The organism is Nitrosomonas limosa (genome assembly GCF_054188085.1).
Map to the genome: position 1 here is coordinate 761,224 of NZ_CM135180.1, position 14,794 is coordinate 776,017.

Below are 14,794 nucleotides of genomic sequence, written 5' to 3' on the forward strand. Positions count from 1 at the left end.
GTTCCCAAAGAAAATAAAAAAACCTGAAAATACCGGGAAAAAACTGACCTTATCCCTACGAATGAATGTTAGGTGAATGTGTTAATTTCTCACTCCAGAATTTGCCATCAACAATTGCGTAATTACATTCTAGGGAGTCATCGCAATGCTCGTATCTGTTGGTTATCTCATTATTATTGTTTCTGTTTTCGGCGGCTTTGCTCTAGCCGGAGGTCACTTGGCTTCGCTGTGGCAGCCTGTGGAGCTTCTCATGATTGGCGGAGGCGCTATCGGAGCATTCGTTGTCGGTAACTCGAATAAAGCATTAAAGGCCACCATGAAAGCGCTACCGACTGTGTTCAAGAGTTCGAAGCTCAATAAAGCATTGTATATGGACTTAATGACATTGTTGTACGAAATACTCAGTAAAGTCCGCAAAGAAGGCTTGATGTCAATCGAAGGCGATGTCGATGATCCTTCGAATAGCCCGATTTTCACGAAATATCCTGATATCCTGGCCGATCACCATATCACTGAGTTTATTACGGATTACTTACGTCTGATGGTGGGCGGCAATTTGAATTCGCTGGAGATCGAAAGCTTGATGGATAGCGAACTGGAAACACATCATCAAGAAGGTGAGGTTCCGATCCATGTGATATCAAAACTCGGCGACGGATTACCCGCATTCGGGATCGTAGCTGCGGTAATGGGTGTGGTGCATACCATGGAATCGGTGCATCTGCCGCCCAGCGAATTGGGAATTTTGATTGCGGCGGCGCTAGTCGGTACCTTCCTCGGAATTTTGCTGGCTTACGGTTTCGTCAGTCCATTGGCGGGTAAGCTGGAACATAATCTCCATGAATCCAGTAAGATGTTCGAATGCATCAAAATCACCTTGCTCGCCAATCTAAACGGTTATTCGCCGGTTTTGGCAGTCGAGTTCGGCAGGAAAGTACTATTTACGACCGAAAGACCGTCTTTCATGGAATTGGAAGAACACGTCAAACAAAGCAAGTCCAAATAACGATTAATTTCTTTTCCCTCTGAACGACAGGAATAATTATGGCTGACGATCTTGCACAGCGCCCGATAGTTATCAAAAGAATCAAGAAGGTTGCAGGTGGTCATCATGGCGGCGCCTGGAAAATTGCCTATGCCGACTTCGTAACGGCAATGATGGCATTCTTTCTATTGATGTGGTTGCTAGGGTCGTCAACCAAGAGCCAATTGGAAGGCATCTCGGAATATTTCAAAACGCCCCTGAAAGTCGCTTTGATGGGCGGCTCATCGATTGGCGAGAGCAATAGCGTGCTTAAAGGCGGTGGCACCGACTTAACCCGCCAGCATGGTGAAGTCAAGAAAGGCGCAATCAAAGACGACGATGCCCAAACCAAAAAAATCATCCGGGAACGAGCAGAACGCGTAAAGCTGGAAGGATTGAAGCAAAAGATCGAAGAAGCGATTGAAAACAATCCTGCACTCATGAAATTCGCTAATCAACTGCTATTGGATATCACTTCCGATGGTTTAAGAATTCAAATCGTCGATGAACAGAATCGTCCGATGTTTGCGCTGGGACGAGCGGAGTTACAACCCTATACCAAGACCATATTGCGTGAAATCGGCAAAATGCTGAACGATGTCGACAACAAGATCAGTCTTTCCGGACATACGGATGGCAAGCCATTCCCTTCGGGCGATAAAGGTTACAGCAATTGGGAGCTATCGGCGGATCGCGCCAATGCCTCAAGGCGAGAACTGGTTGCCGGCGGTATGGATACCAATAAAATCCTGCAAGTCATCGGATTGTCTTCGGCCGTTCTTTTTGACAAGGATGATCCGCTCAACCCGATCAACCGCCGCATCAGTATCGTAGTTATGAACGAGCGGGCCGAGAAAGCGGTGACGATGGACAATCCGACCATCGATATCGATCTGCAAGATCAACCAGACACCGAAATGCTGCAAAATCCCTAAAAACATACGAGGACTGCATTAACATGCTAAAACGTTTTCATCCGAGCATCGCTGCATTGTCGATCCAGGTTACAGCAACTGTGACCGCCGGGGCTCTATTAGCAGTACTCTCCGATAGCGCCGGTCTATTGGAATGGGTGATTTTGCAGGGATTGCTAGCCAGCTTACTGAGTTTTGTTGCAAGACTGCCGGTATGGTGGATACCCATGCATCTCTTATTTATGCCGCTGGTCCTCGTCGCTTTGACATGGAATATTTCATCAACTTGGTATTTATTACTGTTCCTTGGATTGTTGTTAATCTATGGTAAATCGTTCGTGACACAAGTACCTTTGTATCTCTCCAGCGAAAATGTCAATCAAGCACTCGAGACTTTATTACCCCAACAACAACAATTTTCATTTATTGACCTAGGCAGCGGTTGTGGCGGATTATTAAAAAATCTTGCCGATACTCATGATAACGGCTCTTTTCATGGCATCGAATCGGCGCCGGTACCTTATGTCATCAGCAAATTAAGAAGCCTGCTTGGCTCCGGGTATGATGTGTGTTGGGGAGATTTCTGGAAACAGGATTTTTCACACTATGACGTGGTTTACGCCTATTTATCACCGGTTCCGATGCACTCGTTGTGGCAAAAAGCAAAAAAAGAAATGCGCCCGGGAAGTCTGTTAATCAGCAATACTTTCGTTATTCCTGGTGTTGCGCCGGATAAAAGCATCCAGTTGAACGATTTTTCTAATTCAACGCTTTATCTCTGGCGTTTATGACAATCACATTTGATTGATTTGGCTGGTTGTTTAGAAACGTTCCCGAAGCAGTCGATAAAGGCATAAACAGGTACGAATTGTGGTTTATTCCTAATAAATAAACAACTTGAGTTTGTTTTTAACACGGTAGCGGCAACGCAGATAGTTTTTCAACAGTCTGCTAGGCGCGCCGCCAGGTAGTGCCCTGTGGACCATCTTCCAAAATAACGCCTTGCTGCTGGAGGTCTTTTCGGATTTCATCCGCTTCCGAATAACGCCCCGCTTTACGGGCTTCGATACGCTGCTGAATCAAGGTTTCGATCTGTTCAGGTGCCAGTGAAGCAGCGCTAACGGTAACAGAAGCGCTTTGCAAGTAATCAACCGGATCTTGTTGTAGCAAGCCTAATAATCCACCCAGAGCTTTCAACAAGGCAGCGCTATCCTTTGCACCGGTTTTATTGATCTCACTCGCCAGCTCGAACAAGACGGCGATGGCGTCCGGTGTATTGAAATCATCTTCCATGGCCGCTTTAAATTTTCGTGCCTGAAGGTGATTCCAGTCAATGGCTTGTATCTCGAGCGAACCGGCATCCTTTAGTGCGATATACAGCCGGTCGAGCGCCAGCTTGGTATCTTTCAGATGTTGATCGGAATAATTGAGCGGACTGCGATAATGAGCTCGCAATATAAAAAACCGCACAACTTCCGGCTGGTATAACTTAAGAATTTCCCGCACAGTAAAGAAATTCCCAAGCGATTTCGACATCTTTTCATTGTCAACGCGCACGAAACCGTTGTGCATCCAGTAATTCACGAAAACATGATCATGCGCACCTTCACTTTGGGCGATTTCATTTTCGTGATGCGGAAATTGCAAATCCTGACCGCCTCCATGGATATCAAAATGAATACCCAACAACTGCTCGCTCATGGCCGAGCATTCGATATGCCATCCTGGGCGCCCATTGCCCCATGGAGATTCCCAAAAGGGCTCTCCGGCCTTTGCGGATTTCCACAATACGAAATCCAGCGGATCCTTTTTACTGGAATCAATTTCAACCCGCTCGCCGGCACGAAGGTCGCTTAACGATTTACCCGACAATTTTCCATAACCGGGGAAATTATGAACAGAGAAATACACATCGCCATTACCGGCTTGATACGCCAGATTCTTTTTAACCAACGTATCGATCATAGCGATCATATGGCTCACATAGCCAGTGGCTCGCGGCTCTTGGCTGGGCGGCACCACACCGAGAGCCGCAGCATCTTCATCCATTGCTTGAATAAAACGAGCGGTTAAATCCCCGATCGGTTCCTTGTTCTGTTGCGCACGAAGAATAATCTTATCGTCGATATCGGTAATATTCCGAACATAGATTACTTCAAAACCACTTTCCCTGAGCCACCGGACTACCATATCAAAAACCACCAGAACCCGTGCATGTCCCAAATGGCAATAATCATAAACTGTCATGCCACAAACATAGATTTTTACTTTCCCGGGTATGATAGGAACGAATTCTTGTTTTTCGCGAGCGATTGAGTTATAAATTTTTAGCATATGATTAACGAATCAAATTGTAATCCAGCCTATCTTATTGATAGAATCTCGGAAACTGTTGTTACCTGCGCCCAAAATAAACAGCCGCAGAGTATAACATAGTGTTTATACGAAACTCTTACCATCCATTACCACAGGTTCAATATCGATGCGACGCTACCAAATTCTTCTGCTCCTTATTCTAATTTCAATTCATTTGAACGTCTTCGCGGCATCTATCAAGGTTGAAATGAGGACGAACGTTGGTAACATCGTTCTGGAACTGTATCCTGACAAGGCTCCCAAAACCGTTGAAAACTTCCTGGGATATGTCGAAGATGGTTTCTACAAAAATACGATATTCCATCGCGTCATTGCCGGATTTATGATTCAGGGCGGCGGTTTCGATCCGGCGTTTAACCAAAAACCAACCCGCGCTCCGATTCGCAATGAAGCCGCCAATGAACTTAAAAATGAAATCGGAACGATTGCGATGGCCCGAACTTCGGATCCGCATTCCGCATCGGCGCAATTTTTTATCAACGTCGCCAATAATAAATTTCTGGATTTTAAAGCGCCAAATCAAAGCGGTTATGGGTATGCAGTATTTGGAAAAGTTGTGAGCGGGATGGATGTTGTAAACAAAATTGCTGCGACCCCAACTGGCCCAGCCGGGCCGTTTCCGACCGATGTACCGAAAAATAAGGTGATTATTGAGGATATTGTAAAACTGCCCTAGCCGTAAGAACGACAGTACTCAATAATACGATTCATTAATCAATTTAGGACTGATATGGTCAAACTGCAAACTAATTTTGGCACGATAATACTCGATCTCGACAGTGAAAAAGCGCCAGAAACCGTACAAAATTTTCTGAACTATGTTTCGAGCGGATTTTACGATAATACATTGTTTCATCGCGTTATTGACGATTTCATGATCCAAGGTGGAGGCTTTACGCCCGGAATGAAACAAAAACCAACCCAGCCGCCTATTCACAACGAGGCTGCCAATGGCCTGAGAAATGATGCCTATACGATTGCAATGGCACGAACAGCGGATGTCCATTCGGCGACCGCACAATTCTTTATCAATGTGACCAGCAACGGTTTTCTGAACTATAAATCGCCATCACCACAAGGCTATGGCTATTGTGTTTTTGGAAAAGTCGTCGAAGGGCAAGATGTCGTCGATAAAATCAAAAAAGTCAAAACCGGGGATTTTGCCGGTCATCAGAATGTACCACTGGAAGATGTCGTCATTGAGAAAGCCGAAGTCATTTAGTTACGAAGCAGCAAAACGAGCTTTTTCGCTTACCGGACTGTCACTGGCCGGTAGCTAGAGGCTCAGGTCAAACCCCGCGCCAGATCGGCTTGCAAATCCTGAACGGATTCCAATCCAACCGCGATCCTTAGCAATCCATCGGTGATTCCGGCAGCATCACGAGCTTCCTGACTAATCCGTGCATGCGTTGTGGTTGCTGGATGTGTCAGTGTGGTTTTTGCATCCCCCAGATTTGCGGTGATCGAAATCAATCGAGTCGAATCAATCACGCGCCATGCAGCCTCTCTGCCGCCTTTAACTTCGAACGTAACTATCCCTCCCCCTGATTTTTGTTGATGTTTTGCCAAATCGTGCTGGGGATGGGATTCCAGTCCAGGATAAAAAATGCGCGTCACATTCGGTTGCTTCTCCAGCCATTGCGCCATCCTCAGAGCATTTTCGGAATGTGCTTCGACACGGATTTTGAGTGTTTCCAATCCTTTCAAAATGACCCAAGCGTTAAAAGCGCTCAGCGTCGGACCGGCGGTTCGCAAAAAACCGAACACACCGCCATCCATCAGCAGCTCCCGTTTTCCGAGTACTGCACCGCCCAGGACTCTTCCTTGACCATCCAAATATTTGGTCGCGGAATGAATCACAATATCCGCCCCCAGTTCCAGCGGTTTTTGTAAAATCGGCGTACAGAAACAATTATCTACAACCAGCCATGTACCGGTGGCTTTCGCAATCCGGGCCAAAGCCTCAATATCAGAAATCTCAGTTAATGGATTGGAAGGTGTTTCCAGAAAAAAAAGCTTGGTGTTAGGTCGCACTGCGCTTTGCCATGCACTAGCATCGGTTGCCGACACAAAAGTCGTATCAATATTGAATTTCTTCAGAATGTTGTTAAATAAATTAACGGTCGCACCAAATAAGCTTTGCGAAGCGACGATATGGTCTCCTGCTGACAGTAACCCCATGGTACAGGCTAAAATCGCCGACATTCCGGAAGCTGTCGCGATGCATGTTTCCGCTCCTTCCAGCACCGCTAGACGTTCTTCAAATGCAGTGACGGTTGGATTGGTAAATCGCGCGTAGATATTGCCGGGTTCGCTGCCTGAAAAACGGGCAGCCGCTTGCGCAGCGCTATCAAACACAAAACTGGAAGTCAAATACATTGCTTCAGAATGCTCATTGAACTGACTGCGATGAATACCGGTGTGTAGCGCGAGCGTTTCTGGTTGCAAATTATCGGACATAAGAAAATAAAACGAAAAGTGAGTTAGATGGTTACGTTCGTTCGATGAAATACGGGTTCTCGATCGCGATTACAATGAATTCAATCGGAAAAAACCAAACTCAAATCCAGTTGCGTTTTCGACTGTGCAGACGAAAGCGGTTGGTTAGAGTTTCTTTGTAATTCCAATGTGTTGAGATACTCATGCGTCACGTCACCGGTGATATAAACACCATTGAAACAGGATGTTTCAAAGTTTTGTACCACAGGTGATACCTTGGATACCGCATGAGTCAGCGCCTCCAGATCCTGGAATATCAGATAATCCGCTCCGATCTCTTCACAAATTTCTTCCACAGTCCGATCGGTAGCGATCAGCTCTTGCCGGGTCGGCATGTCGATTCCGTAAACATTTGGAAATCTTACCGGGGGAGCAGCCGAAGCAAAAAATATCTTATTGGCGCCGGCTTCACGAGCCATTTGAACAATTTCACGGCTGGTGGTGCCTCGCACAATCGAATCGTCGACCAATAGTACATTCTTCCCGCGGAATTCAATGTTCATGGCATTGAGCTTTTGCCGCACGGATTTACGTCTTTGTTGCTGTCCCGGCATGATGAATGTACGCCCAACGTATCGATTTTTGATAAATCCTTCCCGGAATTCGATGCCTAGGTGATTGGCAAGTTGCAGCGCACTGGGGCGACTGGAGTCTGGGATTGGAATTACAACATCAATATCCAAATGATGCATTGTTTTCTTAATTTTTTCCGCAAGCTGTTCCCCCATATTCAAACGGGTCTCATAAACGGAAATACCGTCAATGACGGAATCAGGGCGAGCCAAATAAACATACTCAAAAATACATGGATTCAGAGAAACTTGGGTTGCGCACTGCTTATTATAAAAATTACCGTCTTCGTCGATAAAAATCGCTTCTCCCGGTGCGACATCACGGATCAATTTGAAACCTAGTGTATCCAGTGCCACGCTTTCCGAAGCGACGAGATATTCATCGCCCAGCTCATTCTCCGCAGTTCCGAAGACCAACGGGCGAATGCCATAAGGATCGCGAAAAGCCAATAATCCATAGCCAGCGATCATGGCTATCACGGCATAGGCGCCTTTGCATCGTTTATGCACGCCAGCAACCGCCGAGAAAATTGCCGCTGGATCAAGCTGACAATTTTTGGTGCTCTTTTGCAGTTCGTGCGCAAGGACATTTAGCAACACTTCCGAATCCGAGTTAGTATTGACATGCCTCAGGTCGGTTTTAAAAAGCTCTTGGTTGAGCTGTTCGGCATTGGTCAAATTACCATTGTGACTTAATACGATTCCAAAGGGAGAATTGACATAAAACGGCTGCGCTTCAGCGGGTGAATTAGCGGACCCTGCGGTCGGATAACGCACATGGCCGGTGCCAATATTCCCGGATAGCGCGCGCATATTTCTGGTACGAAACACATCCCGGACTAAACCAAGGCCTTTGTGCATATGAAAGGTATTGCCTTGCGCAGTCACAATGCCGCTTGCATCTTGTCCTCGATGTTGCAACATCAACAATCCGTCATACAGCAGCTGATTCGCTGGAGATTTTGCAACGATACCGAGAATTCCGCACATAGAAAGCTCCGTTGGTTTTGCCTTATTTAATCAGAATTAAATTTGGAGTTAATTTACTCAATTACCGCGCTGCTGTTGCTTTTCAAAAAACAAAAAAACCAGTCATTACGCTCTTTGCCACTTAAAAATTATCTTTTCTTTCAAAGCTAATGCGTTTTGACAAATCATCGGGCAGCCATGGCAGCACTTGGGTCGCGATTGACTCCAAAGGTCCGCTTAATAAAGCTTGATTCCAGAAAACTTGATTCGGGATGGTGGTCAGTCCCGCCATCAAAACCAGTAAAATCACGATTACCAGCGCCCGGATAAACCCAAAAACAGAACCGAGCAACCGGTCGATAAATCCTAAACCAATGCCCTTTATCAAAGCGGATAGTAACATCGTTGCGAGCGCCGTTATCAGTAACACCGCAAGAAATGTCACAACAAAAGCAATGGCATAACGCAGGGTTTCACCGACAATCTCACCCGGCAAAAATTGCTCCGTTAACGACGAATAGGAGCTAGCTACAATAAAAGCGACAATCCACCCTGCAATGGACAATCCTTCACGGACAAATCCGCGCAGAATACTCAGCACAATCGAGACTAAGAAAATAGCAGAAACAACGTAATCAAAAGCAGTCATCAGTTGTGATCGATACTTTTTGTTAAATGATTAGCAAGAATAATCGCGATATCAACTTATCTCGGTACCACTACGCCATCCAGACCAAGCGCTTTTAATTTTTTTATTTCACCATCCGCAGCACTTCGAGTCGGAAATGGGCCTGTGCGAACCCGTGTTACTTGATTACCATTGATAACCAATGACTCGGTATAAGCCTTAAAACCGTTCGATAGCAGCAGCGCTTGCTGCAGCTTGGCTTTCTCTGAATCAGAAAAAGCGCCTAATTGAACGACAAATCCTTTTCCTGCATCAGGCGCTTGAACTGGCGCATTAACAACTGGTGGTACGCTTGGAGCATTTGGTGGCGGCGCACTCGGTGTCACTGCATTGGTATTAGGGGCGATTGCTGCCACTGGCGGCGCCACTTTGGCCGGAGTCACTTGCCGTTCGAATTTTGGTTTAATACCGGGAATCGGGATACGTTTCTGAGAATTTGGCGATTCGTTATTCTCATCCCTATTTTGCATAGCTATCGCGGATTTCTCTTGTACTTCCGCTGGATCGAACGCATTCAATGATTCTGTACTTATTGAAGAATCTTCTTTTGGTAACGATACCGCTTTGCTTGCATTTCTATTCGCTTCCGGCAAATTGATTGCAATTTCATGTTTCTCCGTTTCCGGCTTGGGTTCATCGAAAATTGCAGGCAAAACAATAATAGAAATCAGAACCAGAACGATAGCGCCGACCAGCCGCCTTCTCGCACGTTTACGTAGTAATAATTCCTCTTCGCTGATATTTTTATTCATTTGAAATATCCGGTTACTACTCTAGGGAAGACATGTGCAAATGATTCAGCACATCGCCAACCGTATAGAAAGATCCAAATATGCAAATTCTATCATTTTTGGATGCTTGTTCACAGGCAAAAGCAAAAGCTTCAATGCCATCAGAAAAACGACATATCGACTGGTTTATGTCTGAAAAGCCCGCATTTCCAATTTCTTCGGCGATATGCCCGACAGTTGCAGCACGCGGCGATTGAATGGGAAATAGCAACCAGACATCGATTTCGTCTTTAAGCTTTTGCACGACACCCTGGGTATCCTTATCCTGCAGCATCGAAAATACTGCATAAGTCCGCCCCGCGCACGGGGTCGCGGCTAAGTTTTGTGCTAAAACCGCAGCAGCCGCAGGGTTGTGCGCGACATCCAGGATAATCATCGGCTGGGTTGAAATAACTTGGAATCTACCGGGCACGGCTGCTTTGAGCAATCCTTGACGAATATCACTCATGCTAACCGGCAATAATTCATGTACTGTATCCAGAGCGGCCAGGCATGCACTGGCGTTTTGCAGTTGCTTATTGCCCCGTAAAGATGGATTAGGCAATGAATAACGCCATCCCTTCGGTCCCCAAAAATCCCACTGCTTGTCTTTTGATTGGAAACCAAACTCTCTCGAGAATCTATGGAATTGCGCGCCAATTTTAGTTGCGTGCTGATACACCGAATCCGGCACATCGGTATCCGCGCAAATGGCTGGCTTGCCATGCCGGAAAATCGCAGCTTTCTCGAATCCGATTTTTTCTCTCGTATCTCCCAGATATTCGATGTGATCCAGATCGATGCTGGTTAGAATGGCACAATCCGGATCAAAAATGTTAACCGCGTCAAGACGTCCGCCCAGGCCAATCTCAAGAATCGCCACATCGACGCGTGCTTCAATAAACAAATACATCGCAGCGAGAGTTCCAAATTCAAAGAAAGTTAACGATGTGTGACAATTGCGCCGCGCAACTTCCACCTGTGCAAAAGCCTGACAAAGTTTTGTGTCTTCAACATCTTTTCCATCGATTCGAATCCGTTCGTTGAAGCGAAGTAAGTGCGGAGAAGTGTAGCATCCTGCTTGATAGCCCGCGCTTTGCAGGATTGCTTCAAGCATTGCACAAACGGAACCTTTTCCATTGGTGCCGCCTACTGTAATGACCGGAAATCGAGGAATTAGCCCTAGCTCGGATCGAACATTGGCAACCCGTTCCAATCCCATTTCGATGGCGCTCGGATGCAACGATTCGAGGTAATGTAACCAATCTGCAAGTGAATCCGCTGTCAGACCCGGTACATCCATGTGTAGAATCCAGGCGAAAATTATGTTAACGGAGCGGGAATACGCATCAACTGGGTACAGAGATTAACGAGCTTATCGCGCATTTGGCGGCGATCGACAATCATGTCGACTGCCCCGTGCTGCAGCAAAAATTCAGCACGCTGAAAACCATCGGGAAGTGTTTGCCGCACTGTCTGCTCAATCACGCGCGGCCCCGCAAATCCGATTAATGCACCCGGCTCGGCGATCACGACATCTCCGATAAAGGCAAAACTGGCGGATACACCGCCCATGGTCGGATCGGTCAATACCGAAATAAACGGCAATTTGTTATGACTGAGACGCGTTAAAGCAGCCGTTGTTTTCGCCATTTGCATCAGGGAAAACAGCCCCTCCTGCATTCGCGCACCGCCGCTGGCACTGAAACAAATAAAAGGAATATGGTGATCTATACAGGTTTTGACACCACGCACGAAACGTTCACCCACAACCGATCCCATGGAACCGCCCATAAAACCGAATTCGAATACCGCAGCAACAACCGGAATAGTTTTGATCGTACCTTGCATGACCACTAAAGAGTCATTTTCATCCGTACTTTCCTGAGCTTGCGCCAGCCGATCGACATAACGCTTACTGTCTTTGAATTTTAAAACATCCGTTGCAACCACTTCCGCGCCGATTTCACGCCGCCCTTCCGGATCCAGCAAAAAATCCAGCCTATCCCTTGCTGAGATGCGATTATGATAATCACACTTGGGGCAAACATTCAGATTTTTGGCCAAATCGGTATAGTACAAAACCGCTTCACAATTATTACACTTACTCCACAATCCCTCAGGTACAAATTTCTTCTCACCGGCCTCTTTTCTTTTGATTTTTGGAGGGATAATATTTTGGAACCAGCTCATAACGAATGTATCCTAAAGCGTGCGTTTCTGATTACTTCAATTCTCATCAATTGCTTTGCGCAGCGAATTTAACAGATAACCGGTTTTGTCCAATATTTCGGCTTCTGCTGATTGCTCAATTTCCTCGATAATCCGGCTGCCGACCACGACGGCATCAGCCAAGCCTGCAACTGCCTTTGCGGTAGCACCATCGCGAATACCAAACCCTACCCCGATCGGTATTGAGATGTATTGCCGCAGTGTTGCCAGCATCTTGCCGACATCTTGCAGATCAAGGTGCGATGCACCGGTGACACCCTTTAATGAAACATAATAGACATATCCGCGAGCCATTTTTGCCACTTGTTCGATACGCTGTTGCGGCGTGGTCGGAGATAGCAGAAAGATCGCGTCGATTCCTTGCTGGTCGAGACAGGCCACCCATTTTGCCGATTCTTCCGGAGGATAATCCACGATCAGAATGCCATCGACGCCACACTGCTTGGCTTTTGCGGCAAATGTCTCGTAACCCATTGCCTCCACCGGATTTGCATATCCCATCAAGACAACCGGTGTATCCGAATTCGTCTGCCTGAATTCACTGACCATGCTTAGAACGGCATCTAAACTGACATGGTGCTTCAGTGCACGCTCTGATGATCTCTGAATAGTAGGTCCATCGGCCATTGGATCCGAAAAAGGAATGCCTAATTCAATGATATCCGCGCCGGATTGAACTAACCGGTGCATAAGCGGCACCGTTACTTGCGGATTGGGATCGCCCGCTGTAACAAATGGAATCAGCGCCTTACGGTTTTGTCTTTTTAAGGTATTGAATGTTTGAGCGATGCGATTTGACTTCTCGGTATCGCTACTGCCATTAAAATAACTCAGTAAGCTTTTAATAAAACTCATTTAGTAATCCGATTGGAACTCTTTCCAGAAGATTAAAATTGAAAATAAGAGTGGCTTCATCAAAGTGTCAAGCCTGACATTTGCGCAACAGTCGCCATGTCCTTATCGCCCCGTCCCGAGAGATTAACCAGCAATAATTTATCCTTGGATAGCGTGGGTGCGTATTTGGCGGCATAAGCCAATGCATGACTTGATTCCAGCGCCGGCATAATGCCTTCGTAGCGGCATAGGGTATGAAATGCTTCCAGAGCTTCGTCATCAGTAATCGCAACATATTCGGCACGGCCACAATCCTTAAGCCATGCATGTTCCGGCCCCACGCCAGGATAATCCAAACCGGCTGAAATCGAATGCGTTTCGATAATCTGACCATTCTCATCTTGGATCAAGTAGGTGCGATTGCCATGCAATACACCGGGTTTACCGGTCGACAACGTCGCTGCATGTTGGTTTGTTTCAATGCCTTTTCCGGCTGCTTCGACACCGATCAAACGAACGTTAGCATCATCAATATAAGGATAAAACAAACCGATTGCGTTCGAGCCGCCGCCAACACACGCTATCAACGCATCCGGCTGACGTTGAAACTCTTCCTGCATCTGCGCTTTTGCCTCTGTCCCAATCACAGCTTGGAAATCCCTGACCATCATCGGATACGGATGCGGTCCGGCGACGGTACCGATAATATAAAAGGTGTTTTCAACATTGGTGACCCAATCCCGCATCGCTTCATTCAATGCATCTTTCAAGGTCCGAGACCCGGATTCGACCGGCACCACGGTCGCACCCAACAATTTCATGCGGTACACATTCGTCGCTTGCCGCTTGACATCTTCGGAGCCCATGTACACCACACACTCCATGCCATAACGCGCCGCCACAGTGGCACTGGCTACGCCATGCTGACCTGCGCCAGTCTCGGCGATAACGCGTTTCTTACCCATGCGCCGGGCTAGAAGCGCCTGCCCGATGGTATTGTTAATTTTATGCGCTCCCGTATGATTCAAGTCTTCGCGCTTCAACAAGATCTGTGCGCCCCCCAGGTGCTCGGACCAGCGCTTTGCATGATAGATCGGACTCGGGCGCCCTACATAATGCTTTAGTTCATAAGCAAACTCTGCCTGAAAATCGGGATCGTCACGGTAAAATTCGTACTGTTTCCGCAAATCCTCCAATGCCGAAATGAGCGTTTCAGCAACAAAGATGCCTCCATACGGACCAAAATGACCATCTTTACTAGGAAGATCATAAGCATTCACAGTTTTACTCCTTGCATGAAAGCAATAATTTTATTCTTATCTTTGATACCTTTGGCGGCTTCAACGCCACTTGAGACATCCACCGCCCAAGGTTTCGTTTGCTTAATCGCCATTGCAACATTATCTGGATTCAAACCACCGGACAAAATGAACGGAACGGGCAGATTCTTTGGAATTAAGTGCCAATCAAACACGTGGCCTGTACCACCCGGCACGCCTTCGGTAAAGGTGTCCAGCAGCAACCCTTTTGCAGTGCGGTAACGTTCTGCGTATTGTAGCAAATCTGTGTCTGATTTGACTCGAATTGCTTTGATATAGGGATGAGAAAATTGATTGCAAAAATCCGGCGATTCGTTGCCGTGAAATTGCAACAGATTAAGTTTGGCTGCCCGGGCAGTTTCTATGACCCAAGCCGCATCCGGATCGACATATACGCCAACAGTACATATGAAGGGTGGTATCGTTGCGCTAATCTGCGCGGCCAAATCAGGGTTAATATTGCGTGGGCTTTTCGGCCAGAAAACAAAGCCAATTGCATCCGCTCCCGATTGAATCGCTGCCTGAGCATCTTCAATTCGGGTTATTCCACATACTTTTACACGTACTGACATGAAAATAAAAAGTTATTTTTAATTA

15 protein-coding genes are annotated in these 14,794 nt (G+C 46.6%); 5 read left to right on the forward strand and 10 right to left on the reverse strand.

Features of this window, described 5'->3' with window-relative positions:
- Window positions 1-145: 145 nt before the first annotated feature.
- The 3 genes from motA to ACV7NC_RS03400 are packed head-to-tail and all read left to right on the forward strand — an operon-like array spanning window position 146 to window position 2,729.
- The gene (gene motA, locus ACV7NC_RS03390; protein ID WP_458154044.1) at window positions 146-1,006 is read left to right on the forward strand and encodes a flagellar motor stator protein MotA; all 861 of its coding nucleotides are present in this window, start codon (window positions 146-148) and stop codon (window positions 1,004-1,006) included.
- Between the two features lie 38 nt (window positions 1,007-1,044).
- Window positions 1,045-1,959 carry a flagellar motor protein MotB gene (motB, locus tag ACV7NC_RS03395; RefSeq protein WP_458154045.1) on the forward strand — a complete coding sequence of 305 codons (915 nt, stop codon included), beginning with the start codon at window positions 1,045-1,047 and terminating at the stop codon, window positions 1,957-1,959.
- A gap of 23 nt (window positions 1,960-1,982) precedes the next feature.
- On the forward strand, window positions 1,983-2,729 hold the full coding sequence (locus ACV7NC_RS03400) for a hypothetical protein (RefSeq protein WP_458154047.1): 747 nt from the start codon (window positions 1,983-1,985) through the stop codon (window positions 2,727-2,729).
- 160 nt (window positions 2,730-2,889) lie between these two features.
- Here the strand turns inward: ACV7NC_RS03400 and cysS are convergent, their stop codons facing one another.
- A complete protein-coding gene (gene cysS, locus ACV7NC_RS03405) occupies window positions 2,890-4,272 on the reverse strand; it encodes a cysteine--tRNA ligase (RefSeq protein WP_458154048.1) in 1,383 nt (460 codons plus the stop codon).
- A gap of 148 nt (window positions 4,273-4,420) precedes the next feature.
- Between cysS and ACV7NC_RS03410 the strand changes: the two genes are divergently transcribed.
- Together ACV7NC_RS03410 and ACV7NC_RS03415 are read left to right on the forward strand one after the other, a co-directional pair.
- Window positions 4,421-4,990 carry a peptidylprolyl isomerase gene (locus ACV7NC_RS03410; protein ID WP_458154049.1) on the forward strand — a complete coding sequence of 190 codons (570 nt, stop codon included), beginning with the start codon at window positions 4,421-4,423 and terminating at the stop codon, window positions 4,988-4,990.
- Window positions 4,991-5,044: 54 nt separating this feature from the next.
- Window positions 5,045-5,536: a peptidylprolyl isomerase gene (locus tag ACV7NC_RS03415; protein ID WP_458154050.1), complete on the forward strand. Its 492-nt coding sequence runs from the start codon at window positions 5,045-5,047 to the stop codon at window positions 5,534-5,536.
- A 62-nt stretch (window positions 5,537-5,598) separates the two neighbouring features.
- On the opposite strand, the gene ACV7NC_RS03420 is transcribed toward ACV7NC_RS03415, so the two are convergent.
- The 9 genes from ACV7NC_RS03420 to ACV7NC_RS03460 all read right to left on the reverse strand — a co-directional run bounded on the left by ACV7NC_RS03420 (window position 5,599) and on the right by ACV7NC_RS03460 (window position 14,769).
- Entirely contained in the window at window positions 5,599-6,774 is a 1,176-nt protein-coding gene (locus ACV7NC_RS03420) for an O-succinylhomoserine sulfhydrylase (protein WP_458154051.1), read from the reverse strand.
- A gap of 80 nt (window positions 6,775-6,854) precedes the next feature.
- Window positions 6,855-8,375, reverse strand: a complete 1,521-nt coding sequence (gene purF / locus ACV7NC_RS03425) for an amidophosphoribosyltransferase (RefSeq protein WP_458154052.1) — start codon at window positions 8,373-8,375, stop codon at window positions 6,855-6,857.
- A 121-nt stretch (window positions 8,376-8,496) separates the two neighbouring features.
- A complete protein-coding gene (locus tag ACV7NC_RS03430) occupies window positions 8,497-9,003 on the reverse strand; it encodes a CvpA family protein (protein WP_458154053.1) in 507 nt (168 codons plus the stop codon).
- 56 nt (window positions 9,004-9,059) lie between these two features.
- The gene (locus ACV7NC_RS03435) at window positions 9,060-9,794 is read right to left on the reverse strand and encodes an SPOR domain-containing protein (RefSeq protein ID WP_458154054.1); all 735 of its coding nucleotides are present in this window, start codon (window positions 9,792-9,794) and stop codon (window positions 9,060-9,062) included.
- A 16-nt stretch (window positions 9,795-9,810) separates the two neighbouring features.
- Window positions 9,811-11,115: a bifunctional tetrahydrofolate synthase/dihydrofolate synthase gene (folC, locus tag ACV7NC_RS03440; protein ID WP_458154055.1), complete on the reverse strand. Its 1,305-nt coding sequence runs from the start codon at window positions 11,113-11,115 to the stop codon at window positions 9,811-9,813.
- A 20-nt stretch (window positions 11,116-11,135) separates the two neighbouring features.
- Window positions 11,136-12,005, reverse strand: a complete 870-nt coding sequence (accD, locus tag ACV7NC_RS03445) for an acetyl-CoA carboxylase, carboxyltransferase subunit beta (protein WP_458154057.1) — start codon at window positions 12,003-12,005, stop codon at window positions 11,136-11,138.
- A 36-nt stretch (window positions 12,006-12,041) separates the two neighbouring features.
- The gene (gene trpA, locus ACV7NC_RS03450; RefSeq protein WP_458154058.1) at window positions 12,042-12,899 is read right to left on the reverse strand and encodes a tryptophan synthase subunit alpha; all 858 of its coding nucleotides are present in this window, start codon (window positions 12,897-12,899) and stop codon (window positions 12,042-12,044) included.
- A gap of 59 nt (window positions 12,900-12,958) precedes the next feature.
- Window positions 12,959-14,158, reverse strand: a complete 1,200-nt coding sequence (trpB, locus tag ACV7NC_RS03455) for a tryptophan synthase subunit beta (RefSeq protein WP_458154059.1) — start codon at window positions 14,156-14,158, stop codon at window positions 12,959-12,961.
- The gene (locus tag ACV7NC_RS03460; protein ID WP_458154060.1) at window positions 14,155-14,769 is read right to left on the reverse strand and encodes a phosphoribosylanthranilate isomerase; all 615 of its coding nucleotides are present in this window, start codon (window positions 14,767-14,769) and stop codon (window positions 14,155-14,157) included. Before ACV7NC_RS03460 ends, trpB begins: the two co-directional genes overlap by 4 nt.
- Between the last annotated feature and the right edge of the window lie 25 nt (window positions 14,770-14,794).

What these genes read in the sequence shown, in the direction of transcription:
- ACV7NC_RS03460 (WP_458154060.1), bottom strand. Translation starts at nt 14,769, where the DNA reads ATGTCAGTACGTGTAAAAGTATGTGGAATAACCCGAATTGAAGATGCT.
- cysS (WP_458154048.1), bottom strand. Translation starts at nt 4,272, where the DNA reads ATGCTAAAAATTTATAACTCAATCGCTCGCGAAAAACAAGAATTCGTT.
- accD (WP_458154057.1), bottom strand. Translation starts at nt 12,005, where the DNA reads ATGAGCTGGTTCCAAAATATTATCCCTCCAAAAATCAAAAGAAAAGAG.
- ACV7NC_RS03410 (WP_458154049.1), top strand. Translation starts at nt 4,421, where the DNA reads ATGCGACGCTACCAAATTCTTCTGCTCCTTATTCTAATTTCAATTCAT.
- purF (WP_458154052.1), bottom strand. Translation starts at nt 8,375, where the DNA reads ATGTGCGGAATTCTCGGTATCGTTGCAAAATCTCCAGCGAATCAGCTG.
- ACV7NC_RS03400 (WP_458154047.1), top strand. Translation starts at nt 1,983, where the DNA reads ATGCTAAAACGTTTTCATCCGAGCATCGCTGCATTGTCGATCCAGGTT.
- ACV7NC_RS03430 (WP_458154053.1), bottom strand. Translation starts at nt 9,003, where the DNA reads ATGACTGCTTTTGATTACGTTGTTTCTGCTATTTTCTTAGTCTCGATT.
- ACV7NC_RS03420 (WP_458154051.1), bottom strand. Translation starts at nt 6,774, where the DNA reads ATGTCCGATAATTTGCAACCAGAAACGCTCGCGCTACACACCGGTATT.
- ACV7NC_RS03415 (WP_458154050.1), top strand. Translation starts at nt 5,045, where the DNA reads ATGGTCAAACTGCAAACTAATTTTGGCACGATAATACTCGATCTCGAC.
- trpA (WP_458154058.1), bottom strand. Translation starts at nt 12,899, where the DNA reads ATGAGTTTTATTAAAAGCTTACTGAGTTATTTTAATGGCAGTAGCGAT.
- folC (WP_458154055.1), bottom strand. Translation starts at nt 11,115, where the DNA reads ATGGATGTACCGGGTCTGACAGCGGATTCACTTGCAGATTGGTTACAT.
- motA (WP_458154044.1), top strand. Translation starts at nt 146, where the DNA reads ATGCTCGTATCTGTTGGTTATCTCATTATTATTGTTTCTGTTTTCGGC.
- motB (WP_458154045.1), top strand. Translation starts at nt 1,045, where the DNA reads ATGGCTGACGATCTTGCACAGCGCCCGATAGTTATCAAAAGAATCAAG.
- ACV7NC_RS03435 (WP_458154054.1), bottom strand. Translation starts at nt 9,794, where the DNA reads ATGAATAAAAATATCAGCGAAGAGGAATTATTACTACGTAAACGTGCG.